Source organism: Thalassospira sp. B30-1 (assembly GCF_015767575.1).
GTDB lineage: Bacteria > Pseudomonadota > Alphaproteobacteria > Rhodospirillales > Thalassospiraceae > Thalassospira > Thalassospira xiamenensis.
Genome location: NZ_CP065232.1, coordinates 527149 through 541955, shown reverse-complemented (window position 1 = coordinate 541955; position 14807 = coordinate 527149). Strand labels below are relative to the sequence as shown.

11 protein-coding genes and 2 tRNA genes are annotated in these 14807 nt (G+C 56.0%); 7 read left to right on the top strand and 6 right to left on the bottom strand.

Going from position 1 to position 14807, the window contains the following annotated elements:
• The first annotated feature begins 376 nt into the window (after positions 1 to 376).
• On the top strand, positions 377 to 2974 hold the full coding sequence (locus IT971_RS02500; RefSeq protein ID WP_063093113.1) for an EAL domain-containing protein: 2598 nt from the start codon (positions 377 to 379) through the stop codon (positions 2972 to 2974).
• Between the two features lie 82 nt (positions 2975 to 3056).
• On the opposite strand, the gene mgtE is transcribed toward IT971_RS02500, so the two are convergent.
• From mgtE to IT971_RS02485, 3 genes are all read right to left on the bottom strand, one after another.
• Entirely contained in the window at positions 3057 to 4463 is a 1407-nt protein-coding gene (gene mgtE, locus IT971_RS02495) for a magnesium transporter (protein ID WP_037988143.1), read from the bottom strand.
• A gap of 143 nt (positions 4464 to 4606) precedes the next feature.
• The gene (locus IT971_RS02490) at positions 4607 to 6898 is read right to left on the bottom strand and encodes an NADP-dependent malic enzyme (RefSeq protein WP_007088917.1); all 2292 of its coding nucleotides are present in this window, start codon (positions 6896 to 6898) and stop codon (positions 4607 to 4609) included.
• 307 nt (positions 6899 to 7205) lie between these two features.
• Positions 7206 to 7292, bottom strand: a tRNA-Leu gene (locus IT971_RS02485).
• 118 nt (positions 7293 to 7410) lie between these two features.
• Between IT971_RS02485 and lipB the strand changes: the two genes are divergently transcribed.
• From lipB to IT971_RS02470, 3 genes are all read left to right on the top strand, one after another.
• Positions 7411 to 8076, top strand: coding sequence for a lipoyl(octanoyl) transferase LipB (lipB, locus tag IT971_RS02480; RefSeq protein WP_007088918.1), 666 nt, complete (start codon positions 7411 to 7413; stop codon positions 8074 to 8076).
• Complete coding sequence (locus IT971_RS02475; RefSeq protein WP_063093062.1) at positions 8069 to 9088, top strand: diguanylate cyclase; 1020 nt, start codon at positions 8069 to 8071, stop codon at positions 9086 to 9088. The genes lipB and IT971_RS02475 overlap by 8 nt, the downstream gene beginning before the upstream one ends.
• A 286-nt stretch (positions 9089 to 9374) precedes the next feature.
• A complete protein-coding gene (locus IT971_RS02470; protein ID WP_063093063.1) occupies positions 9375 to 9914 on the top strand; it encodes a hypothetical protein in 540 nt (179 codons plus the stop codon).
• Positions 9915 to 10461: 547 nt separating this feature from the next.
• On the opposite strand, the gene IT971_RS02465 is transcribed toward IT971_RS02470, so the two are convergent.
• Both IT971_RS02465 and IT971_RS02460 read right to left on the bottom strand, forming a co-directional pair.
• The gene (locus tag IT971_RS02465) at positions 10462 to 10836 is read right to left on the bottom strand and encodes a DUF4169 family protein (protein ID WP_082822646.1); all 375 of its coding nucleotides are present in this window, start codon (positions 10834 to 10836) and stop codon (positions 10462 to 10464) included.
• Between the two features lie 113 nt (positions 10837 to 10949).
• Positions 10950 to 12071 (bottom strand): hypothetical protein, encoded by a 1122-nt coding sequence (locus IT971_RS02460; protein WP_007088922.1) that lies wholly within the window; start codon positions 12069 to 12071, stop codon positions 10950 to 10952.
• Positions 12072 to 12406: 335 nt separating this feature from the next.
• Between IT971_RS02460 and IT971_RS02455 the strand changes: the two genes are divergently transcribed.
• Positions 12407 to 12483: transfer RNA gene (locus IT971_RS02455), tRNA-Arg, on the top strand.
• A gap of 222 nt (positions 12484 to 12705) precedes the next feature.
• Entirely contained in the window at positions 12706 to 13458 is a 753-nt protein-coding gene (locus IT971_RS02450; protein WP_063093065.1) for a tellurite resistance TerB family protein, read from the top strand.
• Between the two features lie 79 nt (positions 13459 to 13537).
• Here IT971_RS02450 and IT971_RS02445 read toward each other — a convergent pair whose 3' ends face one another.
• Entirely contained in the window at positions 13538 to 14026 is a 489-nt protein-coding gene (locus tag IT971_RS02445; protein WP_063093066.1) for a fasciclin domain-containing protein, read from the bottom strand.
• 253 nt (positions 14027 to 14279) lie between these two features.
• On the opposite strand from IT971_RS02445, the gene IT971_RS02440 reads away from it, so the two are divergent.
• Positions 14280 to 14804 (top strand): glycine cleavage system protein R, encoded by a 525-nt coding sequence (locus IT971_RS02440; RefSeq protein ID WP_007088925.1) that lies wholly within the window; start codon positions 14280 to 14282, stop codon positions 14802 to 14804.
• The last annotated feature ends 3 nt before the right edge of the window (positions 14805 to 14807 follow it).

Genomic DNA, 14807 nt, shown 5'->3' with positions numbered 1-14807 from the left:
TCTCTTTGATCCGGCTTCTGCTGCACCTTGCGGGATGGCGCATCGGCATCGACATACACCAGATATGCAATCACGAACAGACCCGCACAATGCATGGCTGCCTGACAGCCCCAAATCCGCCTTTCCCAGCATCACAAGTGATCATCGGGTCAGTTGAATTTAGCCTTTATTCACTTTTGCACACGCTCAAACCCTTAAAATCGTGTAAGAATGCCCACATAAACAGCGTAGTGGATTAAATTTCGGGGCCACAAAGCGCTGGCACGCTATTTTCGACAATTGCACGAACACCATCCCGGCAATGCAATCTGTCTCATCAGGCTGAGGCGCAGAATAAAATCACGATTAATCAATGATCGTGAGACTTGGGGAAGACATGCAAGACGATAACCGGCCAACCGAAGAATCCGCAACCGAGCGCAAAACCGGCATCCGCAAGCAGGCCCTTCTTGCCAGCTTCATGACCGGCGTGCTGCTTGCCCTCGCGACTTTTCTGCTCTGGAGCAACGCGCTTCAGAATCGCGATACCATGTTGCTGTCTGCGGCCCGGATCATGTCTTCTGGCATTGCACAGCAGGTCAAACAGATCGTCGATAACAATCTGCACGTGCTCGAAACCTTTGCCGATAACTGGCAGGACGGCCCACCTGCGGAAGAACGCGATTATCTGAGCCTCGCCACCCCGTTGCAGGCCCGTTTCCCCGCCCTTCAGGCCGTCAACTGGGTCACACCGAACTACATCATCATGTATGTCGCCCCGATCAAGGGGAATGTCCCGGCGATGGGTGCGGACCTGAAACGCCATCCGCTTGCCGGGCCGGTGCTTGATATTGCGCTCGATCAGCGCCGCACACAGATCACACCCACCCTTGAACTGCTGCAGGGCGGGCGCGGATTTGCCGTCTATACCCCGGTACTTAGCCGCGATGGGCAGATCATCGGCGTGATCAACGGTGTTATTCGTATCCGCACAATGCTGACATCGGTTATCGATGACGACGGGATCATGGGGTATTCGGTCCGTGTCCGCGAAGGCGACACCGTCCTGTTTGACCTTCAGGGCGAAGGCGACGATCCGGAGCTGGAACAGACCGCGACAGTCGATATTGCCGGTCGCCAATGGCACATTGATGTTACCGCCGACCCGACCCTTGCCAACCAGGCGATGTTCAGCCCGGAATCGGTGCTGTTTATCGGGGCGGCGATCACGATCATCATGACGATGATTGTCTTCGTGCTTGCCAACCGCCAACCGCGTTCATCTGGACGCATCATCCAGCACATGCGTGCGCCTGACGATATCAGCGATCTGTCGCTTGCCATCACGCGGCTGGATGGTCACCTGAAATCCATGACGCCGGAAACGGCTGATTTCTTTGACCTGCGCGAAGAAGATTACGGCTTTATCCGGTTTTACAATCTGGCACCGGAATTCCAGTCCGACGGCACGGCATCACGCCGGGCGCAGGAAAAGATGCTGCTTGCGCTGAGCCGCGGGGACGAAGAACTTCGTCGCGAATGGGTTGTCCGCAGTGCCGAGGGTGTTCATGTGGTCTGCGACCTGTCGATGCGGCCATCTGTCAATCACGATGACTGCGTTGATATCACCCTGCATCACAATCCGGCTGCCAATGCATCGGTCAATCGCCTGCGCTATCTGGCAACGCATGATCCGATGACCGGCCTGCCAAACCGCGCACTGTTTGATGACCGGCTTAATCAGGCCGTTGCCCATGCCAAACGTTATGAAAAGCTTCTGGCGGTTCTGGTGGTGGATATCGATAATTTCCGTGCCATCAATGACAGGTTCGGATCGGATATCGGCGATGAAACGTTGCGCACGGTTTCCGGTCGCTTGCGCGCGACGGTTCGGGAAAAAGACAGTTGTGCGCGTTTTTCGGGCGATATGTTTGCCGTCATTGCAACCGACCTGTCCGAGGCCGAGGGGGCGGCCCTTGTCGCAGAACGAATTGTCGAGTCCATGTCCCAGCCGATCCAGGCCGGTGGCAATGATGAAATCCGCCTGCATGTAAGTGTGGGCGTTGCCCTTTACCCCAACGATGCCAGGGCACCTTCGCAATTGCTGGCCAATGCCGATGCCGCGATGTATCGCGCACAAAAATCAGCAGAGTCGTCCTATTGCTTCTTTGTCGAGACAATGAACAGCGTGATGCATGCCCGCCTGTCGATGGAAACGCAATTGCGTCGGGCGGTCGATGAAAAGCGCTTTGTTCTGGAATTCCAGCCGCGCTATCGCACATCTGACCGGACCCTTACCGGTTTTGAGGCCCTGCTGCGCTGGATCGATGAAAGCGGAAAAAGACGCCTGCCGCCTGACTTCATTGCCGTTGCCGATCGCACCGGCCTGCTGACCCCGCTGGGGCGCTGGATCATCGAAACCGCCTGCAAACAAATTGCGCAATGGCGGGACGAGGGTTACATCCCGGTTCCGGTGGCCCTGAACGTCTCAAGCCGCCAGTTTATTCAGGCCGATCTGCTTAAAAGCATTGTCGAGCTTACCAAGGCATATGAAATCGACCCGGCGATGATCGAGATCGAGGTCTCCGAAGAAATTGCCATGCGTGATCCCGAACGCGCACTTGGCCAGTTCTATCGCTTTGCCGAGGCCGGGATTGGTCTGACACTGGATCATTTTGCTGCGGCCAACACATCGCTTCGCTATCTGAAACGCTTCCCGGTGCAGCGGATCAAATTGTCCAAGGCATTGTTTAACATCGCGCTTGATGAACAGCCCGAAAACAGCATCCTGCAACCGGCCATCCGGTTGTGCAAAAGCCTTAACCGCAAAGTGGTTGCTGTCGGCGTCGAAACCGAGGATCAGCTTGCCGTCCTGCAATCCGCCGATTGCGACGAATTGCAGGGCTTCCTGCTGTCGCCGCCGGTCGATGCGATTGAAACGACCGCACTGCTCAGCCATCAGAACCCGGCAGAAAAGTCACCGGCGCGAAGCTGAATTTCGCGGGCTTTCAGGATGAACCACAAACAGCAAGGCCGGGTAAAATGCCCGGCCTTGCTGTTTTTTGCATTTGGCGTTGTTACAGCAGGAAGGTCGCGGCCAACCCAAGGAAGGCAAAGAAGCCAACCACATCGGTAATCGTCGTCAGAAATACCGATGAAGACACCGCCGGGTCGATCCCGGCCCGTTCCAGACCAAGCGGGATCAGCGCGCCAAACAATCCGGCAAACAGCAGATTGATGATCATTGCTGCCCCGATCACACCACCAAGCATGACATCATCAAACCAGAACCACGTCACAGCCCCGGTCAGAACGGCAAAGGCAAGCCCGTTCAAACCGCACACGGCGACTTCCTTGCGGATAACACGCCAGGCGTTGGTGCTGGTCAGTTCACGTGTGGCAATCGCACGCACGGCAACGGTCAGGGTCTGGGTCCCGGCATTGCCCCCCATCGAGGCCACAATCGGCATCAGAACCGCCAGCGCAACAAGCTGCTGGATGGTTGCTTCAAACACGCCAATGACCATCGATGCCGCAATGGCGGTAAAAAGATTGACCAGCAACCAGGTAAATCGCGATCGGGTGGTATCAAAAATCGCACTTGAAAGGTCGTCTTCCTCGCCAACACCGGCAAGGCGCATCATGTCTTCTTCATATTCTTCATCGATGACGTCAACCACGTCATCGACCGTGATCACACCGACCAGTCGGCCGCTATCGTCGACAACCGGTGCCGAAATAAGGTCGCGCTGACGGAACAGGTGGGCGACGTTTTCCTGTTCCTCGGTCACGACAACCGTGCGCATGTTCTCAGAATCCATTACATCGCGGATAAGCACCGGACGATTGGTACGGATGGCACGTGAAAGCGGAACGATCCCCACAGGGCTGTATCGCGGATCAACCACGATGATGTCATAAAAATCATCGGGAAGGTTTTTCGCCGAGCGCAGGAAATCGATGGTCTGCCCGACCGACCAGTAATCCGGAATCGCCACCAGCTCGCGCTGCATGATACGACCGGCGGTATATTCCGGATAGGACAGCGCTTCTTCAACTCGCGCACGTTCGATATCGGAAAGGGCACCCAGAAGTTCTTTCTGGTCTTCTTCTTCCAGATATTCGACAACCTCGACCACGTCATCCGAATCGAGTTCGGAAATTGCTTCGGCCACCGCCTCGGTACCAAGCAGCGAAATGACCTCTTCGCGCAGCTCGTCATCAAGTTCGGTCAGAAGTTCCGGATCGAAATCCGGACGGATCAGATCGACCAGCTTGACGCGCTGGCTACTGCTGGCCCACCCCAGAAGGTCGGCAATATCGGCAAAGTGAAGTTCGGAAATCAGTTCTTCGGCGCGCGATACATCATCGTCGCCCAGTGCATCAAGAATCTCGCGCGCATATTCAGGAGTAAGATCGACATACTCGTCACCAGACGACGTATTTTCCGCCGGACGTTCCAGTTCTTCGACCTGATCCGTCATCTGCCCCTCCCCTGATTGTGTTGCGCGCTAAGTTCGTTCCTGCACTTCAATTAAAAATGCCGTGCCGGACCAGTTGTCCGGCACGGCTGTTTCTGCGCTATCGGTCAGGCCCGGTCAAGGGCCGCGCGATAGCAATTTGCGGTTTAACTGTGTTCCTGACTGCGATTGATGGCATCAACCACCGCAATCGCACTCATATTGACAATCCCACGCACGGTGATCGACGGGCTGACCACGTGGGCCGGTTTGGCCGCACCGACCAGAATCGGGCCAACCGGCAAACCATCGCCCAGCATCTTGACCATGTTGTAGGAAATGTTCGCCGCATCAAGGGTCGGCATCACCAGAAGGTTTGCCGAGCCTTTCAGCATCGAATTCGGGAAAATGCGTGACCGGATTTCTTCGGAAATCGCGGCATCGGCATGCATTTCACCCTCAACCTCAAGGTCGGGTGCCAGGGTACGGATCAGCTGCAACGCATCGCGCATCTTGCAGGCCGACTTGTTTTCATGGCTGCCAAAGTTCGAATGCGAAATCAGCGCGGCCTTCGGCGTAATCCCGAAACGCTTGACCACGTCGGCCGCCATGATCGCGGTTTCCGCAACATGTTCCGGCGTCGGATCAACCGACACATAGGTATCGGTCAGGAAGAATGTCCCCTGCTTCATGATCATCATATTGACGGTAGAGAAGTCGGTAACCCCCTTCTGCACGCCGACAAGGTTCCGCACATAGCGCAGATGACGCAGGAAACCGCCCTGGCACCCGCACAGCATCGCATCGACTTCGCCACGGCGCAGCATCAGGGCGGCAATCACGGTCGGACGGGTCCGCACGATGGAACGCGCATATTCCGGGTTGATACCACGGCGGCCCATGATGTTGTGGAAATCCTGCCAATCCTGTTCGAAATGCGGATTGTCTTCTGGATCATGGATTTCAACCTGCTCGTCCGGGATCAGGCGCAAACCAAGTTCGGCAATGCGTTCAAGAATCACATCACGACGACCGATCAGAACCGGATGACACACACCATCATCAACCAGAACCTGACAGGCCTGCAGAACACGACGCGATTCGCCTTCGGGATAGACAACGCGTTTTTTCTGCGAACGCGCCATATCAAACACCGGCTTCATCACCAGACCGGACCGGAAGACAAAGCCTTCAAGCTGCTGACGATACGCATCGAAATCCGTGATCGGACGTTTGGCAACGCCACTATCCATTGCGGCCTTTGCAACGCGCGGCGGGATTTCAAGCATCAGGCGCGGATCAAACGGCTTGGGAATAAGATATTCCGGCCCAAAACGCAGCTCCTGCCCGCCATAGGCAGCCGCCACAATGTCGGAAACCTCGGCAGTTGCCAGATCGGCAATGGCCTCGACCGCGGCGATTTTCATTTCCTCGTTGATCTCGGTCGCGGCAACGTCAAGCGCACCACGGAACAGGAACGGGAAACAAAGAACGTTGTTAACCTGGTTCGGATAATCCGTCCGTCCGGTCGCCATAACCGCATCCGGGCGGATTTCCTTGACCAGTTCGGGTGAAACTTCCGGGGTCGGGTTGGCCAGCGCCATGATGATCGGGCGTTCACCCATCTTGCGCAGTTCTTCCTCGCCCATGATGTTCGGTGCCGAAAGACCAAGGAACACATCGGCCCCCTCGATCACATCGCTCAGGGTCCGTGCATTGGTGTCGATGGCATATTCCGCTTTCCACGGATCCATCTCTTCCTTGCGCCCCTTGTAAACCACGCCGAACCGGTCGGTTACGGTGATGTTTTCGCGCGGCAGCCCCATGGAAACCAGAAGGTTAAGGCACGCAAGTGCCGCCGCCCCGGCCCCCGATGCGACAAGGCGTACCTTGCTGATATCCTTGCCAACAACCCGAAGGCCGTTGCGCACGGCTGCGGCAACGCAAATCGCCGTGCCATGCTGGTCATCGTGGAAAATCGGAATGTTGCAACGTTCGCGCAATGCCTTCTCGATAATGAAGCATTCCGGTGCCTTAATGTCTTCCAGGTTAACACCGCCAAATGTTGGCTCAAGGGCTGCAACAATATCGATGAATTTCTGTGGGTCGGTTTCATTCACCTCAAGGTCGAAGACATCGATATTGGCGAATTTCTTGAACAGAACCGCCTTGCCTTCCATCACCGGCTTGGATGCCAGCGGGCCAATCGGGCCAAGGCCCAGAACCGCCGTGCCGTTGGAAATCACACCGACCAGATTGCCGCGCGCGGTATATTCGGCTGCGGTTTCAGGGTCTTTGACGATTTCCTCGCAGGCGAACGCGACACCGGGCGAATAGGCCAGCGCAAGGTCACGCTGGTTTGCAAGCGTCGTGGTTGCCGTAACGGACAGCTTCCCCGGGGTGGGATACCGGTGATAGTCCAAAGCTGCTTCGCGCAGCTTGTCATTTCTGTTTGCCATAAGAATACCTTTTAATTTCAGGTATTTGAGCCAAATTAACCGTAAATTGGTTAAATCCTGATTATTTTGTCTTTAAGTGGGGCGCACAGCGTAAAGTACTTTCAAGCCGGTTTGAAGCATTCAGTTCAAAGAACCGCCCAAACACGTCAAGGGTCAGCATTGCATAATTTTCAACGCCACACCGCAACTTTCCTCGTTACCGACCAAATAGCGGTCCCGTTTCATATGGGGATCATCCGAAACGAAAAAACCCGCCATCGCTGGCGGGTTCTTTTCATGACCCTTCCCGAAGGAGGGATCCAGATAATGGTGCGGTCGAGAAGACTCGAACTTCCACGGGGGTTAGCCCACAGCGACCTCAACGCTGCGCGTCTACCAATTCCGCCACGACCGCATATGTCTTGTCTGCAAGCCCGTTGAGGTAATTTTGTGGGCTTGCCTTGGTGCGGAAAGGGAGATAGCAAAAAGGTTACCCCTGATCAAGGGCTCATTTAACTTATTTGACAGGAAAAATGCAAACCATCGCCCCTACCGCGCAAATTCCCGACTGGCGCACCGCCTCCGGGTTGGTTTCCTACCCCGAAGCGCTGGCCGAAATGGAAGCGCGCGCCGAAGCCATCCATGACGGCAAAGCCACGGAACTGGTATGGTTTCTGGAACATCCGCCGCTATATACGGCCGGAACCAGCGCGCATGTCGAAGATCTTGTCGATCCGGACCGCTTCCCCGTCTATGACGCGGGACGCGGCGGGCAATATACCTATCACGGCCCCGGACAGCGCACCGTTTACCTGATGCTGGACTTAAAAAAGCGCGGTCGGGACGTTCGGGCCTATGTCCATAACCTTGAAGAATGGGTGATTCGCACCCTGGCATTGCTGGGTGTTACCGGCGAACGCCGGGATGGTCGGGTCGGTATCTGGGTTGTGCGCGATGGCGGACGCGAAGACAAGATCGCCGCCATCGGTGTGCGGGTGCGACGCTGGGTCACGTTCCATGGCATCGCGATCAATGTTCATCCCGATTTATCGCATTTCGGCGGCATTGTCCCATGCGGCATTTCCGATCACGGGGTCACAAGCCTTGCCGATCTGGGCGTCGATATTTCTATGGCGGAACTCGATAGACTGTTAAAACAGACCTTTGTCGATGTATTCCCCGGATTCGCAGATGAGTGACAGCCAGAACAGGGGTGCCAGAAACAGCAAAGCCAAACCGGGCAGTTCCCGGAAGATGGGCGAAAGCATCGCCGAAGTCGGCATGGCTGATGCGGAACGTGATATTCTGGCAGAACTCGACAAGGCGCTTAGCGAACATATCTCGCTTCTGCTGGGATGGTGCCGCCGCCTGACCCTGCCCGCGGGCAAACAGCCCCCCGCAACAGCCCACGACCATAGCGAAGACCACGATTGCGACTTTGGGGCATGGTATGCGCTTAATCGCCATAACAGGCTCATAGACCAGCCTGCGATGCATGCGCTTGCCACCACCCATGAACAGCTTCATGCGTCCGCCAGACGGCTTCTGGACGGCCACGAGATTGATGGCAGCGTCGACGAAGCCGAATTCGAAATGCTGTCACTGCGCGCCGAATCGTTTTTTGCCCAGCTTCGTCGGCTTGAACGGGCCTTCCGGACCGCACGTTCCGATGTCGACCCGCTGACGGGCACCTATAACCGGCAAACCATGCTGGGCGACCTTGGCAATGAACGCGAACGTTCTGTGCGCACCGATACACCAACCGCGATTGCCCTGGTCGATCTGGATCACTTCAAAGCGGTCAATGACACACATGGCCATCAGGCCGGCGATCTGGTGCTGCAATCGGTTGCCGGTATCCTGCAATCGCATGTCCGCCCGTTCGACAAGGTCTATCGTTATGGCGGTGAAGAATTCCTGATTTGCCTGCCAAATGCCGACATGAAGCAATCCGCACGCGTTCTTGAACGCCTGCGCCGCGTTATCGAAGCATCCCCGGTGACGCTGAATGATGGTACGATTTTGCCGGTCACGGCCTCTATCGGGGCGGCCCCGATGACCAAAACCCGCACGATCGAACAGATCATCGAAAAGGCCGATCAGGCGCTCTATGCCGCCAAGGAAGGCGGCCGGAACAAGGTTCGGGTCTGGCGCAATCCCGATGGTCCCAAGAACACCGGCAAAACCGACGGATCGAAATCCGGCGCCTGAGTACCGCAGCCGATATCGAAAATGTGATCGTTTTTAGCGACGCGACCCGGACATGGGATATCGCGTTGAATTCGCCGCATTTCTTGTGGGGTAACGCGCGATTTGCGTCAAAATCTATTTAAAAATCAAAAAATTCTACCAAAGCGCAATCTTGTCTTCACAAGATGGAAACATATCTGCAAACTATAATAATAAAAGGCAGCAGGGTCCGGCGACGGCCCCGAAAACGAGAGAGAAAACGCTGCCTATGGGAGGGAATTCGGTTCGGACAGAACGGAGGCCCCTGATGTCCACTGCGACGGATTTCGTGCCTGGCGATCCCGCCTTGATGCTGACGGTGCTCCGCGGTGCCGATGGCAACCTTGACCAAAGCATCCTGCTTGAACGCATTTTATCCCTGTTTTGCACGGATGATGACGGCAATCAGATCATTGTCGAAGACTCACCTGCCTTGCGACGACGCATCAATAACGCAATTTCGCATCTGAAAATTGCCGGTCTGGTGGAGACGGCAACCGATAACAGCCTGTCCATCACATCCCTTGGCAGGGCCATGATGATGGCCTATCCGATGGGAATCGATGATGGGGTATTGTGTTCGCTACCGGCCTTTCGCAATCAGATTTACGATACCAATGCCCCGGTTGTGCATGAACGGCACCTTCCCAATCCCGCTTATGGATCGGGTTTCTCGGCGGGACTGGGTTCCCATCGGTTAACCGAGAACCCCTATCCGTCCGACAGCCGCGATCATGAAGACTGGCTGATGGGCTGGGACGAAGCGCTTGATCAAAGCAAACGCGAAGCCGAAACGCTTGTAAGATAGGCAATCATTCCGGCCATGAATGCGGCCCGGCATGAAAAGCTGCGACCGGCACCATTTGGGGGAACTAAAGCGTTTTGTGTTTAATCTGCACCATTTTGCCGGAGATAACCTTCTGTCCAACGAGGAAAGAGCCGCAGGACGTAGCGGGGCTACGTTCCAGGGGCTTGACGCTGTGGGGCGGAAGGTTATCCCGGCCCGCAGGGTTTGTTTTTGGCGGCGTTTCGCGGCGTTACACCGTTTGACCGATGCGCCGCATCGCTCTGCACGCTGTGCCTTGCCAAACGGCACGCCAAAAACAAACATAATGGAGCAGATTAAACACAAAACGCTTTAGGGCGGTGCCGGAATTGACCACACCGGAATTGATCCGGTCGGCCCGGATGCCCGTCCTATGGCCACATATTGCCCGCCGGCTGCTTCCGGGTACGAATGCGTACCGGTCCAGCCAACAGCAGGGCAACCAGTATGCGTCACCCAATTTCCCAAAGATGTATCGCGACGCCAGATAGCAAAGCCATCAGGCGGCGGCTCTGGCGCAAGAACCGGTTTAGTCGTTATCGGGTCTGGAATTCGGATTGGCGGCGCGAAAGAACGAAATCACGTTGTCGCTACCAGCGCCGGTTTCGATGTCGGTGTCGGTGTCCGAAGATGCCATATCGACGTCATCGGAATTTTTCCCGCCCCCGGCAACAGCGGATTCGGCTTCATCGCCGGTTTTATCAGATCCGGTATTTTCAGACGGTTCGGAACCACCGCGATAATGGCCATCATGCTGCCTGTCGGCCTTGCGGTCCTCGGCGTCTTTTTTCGTGCGCTCGCCGCGTGTGCGGCCATGCAGGGCACGATTGGCATCGGCCTGTTTTTCCTTGGCTGTGCGCTTCTTCTGCTTGCGCGCCTGACGCAGATTGACAAGATCGCCCATGCGGACGTCCCCTTTCATCGCGGCCTGAAATGACAAACGGGCACCCTGAATGATCAGGGCACCCGCCTGGAAGCTTGGCAAACCGTTGATAAAACCTGCTGCCTCAAACCGCCTTAGCGGACGAAGACATGTACCTCGTTGGCCGAAACCGAGGCACTGGTCGCATCAGAAACACGTACACGCGTGCTGGGCATTCCCATATCTGTCAGGGAACGCAGAACCGATTGCGCATTGCGTTTTGATTTGTTGCTGTTCAGCGCAACCTGCGCCGGGGTACCACGATTCGGCGTTACCGCAACAACATCAAAGCTGGCCTGCGGGCGGCGCTCCAGAACGCGGTTGACCGCGTTATAAAGCGCCTGCTCGTATTTCACGCTCGCGCTGTCGAAACGGATAACCACCAGCGGACGTTCGCTGGTCGATGCCATGCTGGCACCGGCAGATGCCGGTGCAGCCTGTGACTGGAAGACACGCTTGGAAAGCGCATCACCGAAAATCTCGCCATTCTTGACGGCCAGTGCCAGCGCATTGAGGTTTGCACGCTCGTTGCTGACATAAGACGTCTGACGGGCAAGGCCTTCGCTGATTTCATTCAGAAGACGATCAATCAGAACCGTGGTGCGATTGGTTTCGTCTTCAAGCAGTGCGAGCTGACGGTGATCTTCGTCAACAGCACCGGAAACCTGATAGGCAGACCGGACTGATTCCAGCAGGAAGGTCGACAGGGTCGAATCAGCGGCCACTTTGTTGGCCAGCGAATTCATCGCCGCAATGTCGTCATTCACACGATCAAGTTCCTGCTGCGCGGTATTCCACTGCTGCACCAGAACCGGGTTGCCCGGCGTGGTACCAACCTGCAGCCGTGCGCTGATCGCTGCCACAGTCCCGTGATAGGCCTGCGAATTGCGAACTGTCTGCGCACGAAGCTGCTGCAATTCGTTGTTGTGATCATTCAGCGCAGCCTTCAGGCGGTTAAGCTCGGACTGCATGTTTTCGACCCTGGAACCGACAAAGGTTCCGGTCTGCGAAATGCCTGTAAGCGGTTGGGAACTGCGCGCAACATCGCTTGATGTCGTAGCATCTGCCCCGCTTGTATCAGCCATTGCTGCTGAATTTTCAGAGCCGGCATTCTCTTCGCCAGCCAAAGTCGGCCAAAGGGCCTCTGAAGAAAAAGAACATCCCCCCAGCAAAAGGGCGGCGCCGATTACGGCGAGGTAGGTTTTACGAACGGCCATTTCGATCTATTACCTAAGTAGGAATAAGCGAATCTCCCTGGGCCTGCTTTTTTATGAATTGAAACAAGCCCCTGCTCCCCCGGGATTGAATGCATCTTAGTCCACGACCACGTGTGGAACAAGACGCATTTGCCCCTTTTTTAGCCATAGTTTGTCATATCGTTGTCAAAAGCAACAAACCGGGGCAGAACAAGGCCCTAGCAGCGGTAAAAAACCTGCATTCGGAAAAAATACGGTTTTTTGAAATTTACCGCTTGCAATGCCCCGCTCGTTTGCATAAGTTCCGCTCCGCCGACGGGGAGCACTCAACGCAAACTGGCGGAAACCAAGGCAAAGCGCCCGTAGCTCAGCTGGATAGAGCATCTGACTACGAATCAGAAGGCCGGAGGTTCGAATCCTTCCGGGCGCGCCATTCAAAGGCCCGACGTTATCGCGTCGGGCCTTTGCCATTTCCGGATCAAAATTTATCGCGCTTTCGCTGTCCGGTCTTTCGGAACGCAGAAATGTGAAGCGGATTACACTTTAAAGCCGGTTATCTGCCCTTATTACGCAACTTTTATCCACCATCCTTGCCCCAGCCAGTCCCTCAAACATATCTGGGAAGAACAGCAATCCCGCCCGCAAGGAGACAGGAATGGATATCGGAAAAATTCTCGGTGGCGTACTCGGTTCCGGCAGTACCGGCCAGATCGGCGACCGGATCAAGCAAGCCACTTCCGGCGGATCGACCAGCGGAATCGGCAAGGTACTGGGCAATAGCGGCCTGGGCGGCGGTCTCGTTGGTGGCGCGCTAAGCGGTGGGCTGATATCTGCGGTTCTTGGTTCAAAAAAGGGCCGCAAGATGGGCGGCAAGGTGCTGGCGTACGGCGGCACAGCCCTTGTTGCGGGCCTTGCCTACAAAGCATGGCGCGATTACAGCAACCGCCAGAAACCACAAAATCATGCGCGCGATACCGATCTTGCCAGTATTCCAGCCGATAGCGGCTTTGCCCCGGAGCAGGAACGCGGCGAGGATGATGTTGATTTCCGCCTTGCATTGGTGCGCGCCATGATTGCCGCCGCCAAATCCGACGGACATATCGATCAGGCAGAACACAAACGCATTGCCGCCCAGATCGAACAGTTTGAACTGGGCGCATCGGAAAAGGCGTTTCTGTTTGATGCATTTTCCGCCGATGCCGATCCGCTGGCGATTGCCCGTCTTGCACGCACCAGCGAACAGGGTGCCGAAATCTATCTGGCATCCAGCCTGTCGATTGATCCCGATGAACAGGTCGAACGACAATATCTTGACCGGCTGGCCGGTTGCCTTGGCCTGCCTGGCGAATTGCGGGCCCATCTTGACACACAGGCCGAAGGCGCACGGCGCGAATTCGCCACCAGATAACAAACCAGCCGACATAACACACAAAGGCCCGGACGATCCCGCCCGGGCCTGACTTTTTGCGCAAATATATGCTGGCCGATTACATACCCGGCATGATGACGGTATCGATAACGTGGATAACGCCGTTATCGGCCTCGATATCGGCCTGGGTTACCGTTGCACCGTCAACCATGACACCACTGGTCGCATTTACATCAATGGTGTCGCCCTGAACGCTGGCAACTTCCATTTCCTTGCCCGCGATGTCCGTCGACATAACCTTTCCCGGCACCACATGATAGGTCAGGATGGCCACCAGCTTTTCCTTGTTTTCCGGTTTCAGAAGGTCGTCGACAGTTCCTGCCGGCAGCTTGGCAAACGCATCATCGGTCGGCGCGAAAACGGTAAAGGGCCCTTCACCTTTAAGGGTTTCGACAAGCCCGGCGGCCTGAACCGCGGCAACAAGCGTCTTAAAGGACCCGGCAGATACAGCTGTATCCACGATGTCGGCAGCCTTTGCCGGAAGGGTTGCCAATGCGAGTGCCGCGGCGGTAACGGTTGCGATCACGGTTTTCTTCAAAGCAGTCATGTTTCGAACTCCTGTCCATATGTCGTCGGATGTTCCCGACATTTGTGCTGTCGAAATCCGTACGTACCCTTCGCACCCGACGGATCCATTCTGATCCATCATTTAATTGTGATGACTGCCCGACATCCACACAGGGCCGTCCTGCGTACAGCATCGATTGTGCGTCTTGAAAACGGGAAAAAGCCGGTGCCCGGAAACGGCAAGGAATGCTATGCTTGATGCCATCTTATGATCGCCTCAAGGAGCCCCACGCATGAATGCCAACACGCGCATCACCATTTCCTGCACTGATCGTGTCGGTCTGGTATCGGATATATCCGGTCGTCTGTTTGATATCGGTGCCAATCTGGGGCCAACCAGCTTTGTGCTCGATCAGGGGCGCGCGAATTTTGTCACCACCTGCGAATTGCCCGACACCTGCCCGATCACCGAATGCGAGGCAGCCCTTTGTGAACTGCCGATGGAACAGGCCGAAATCACCGTCGAAGAAATTCAGCCCGCCCCGCTTCTGACCCGCGCACCGGGGGCCACGCATATGATTGAATGTTCCGGCATTGATCAACCCGGCCTGATCGCCCGACTGTCGGAAATTTTCATCGAATTCAACGCCAATATCGTGCAACTGGCGGCATCGGCAACCGATGAAAAAGACGCGCGCATCTATACAACACGCTTTGCGGTTGCAATCCCGGCCGACCGTGCGGCTGCCTGTCTGGCAACGCTTGCCAACACCGCCGGATCAATGCGCATGCTGTTCGGGTTTGAAGAACTGAAATAGCGT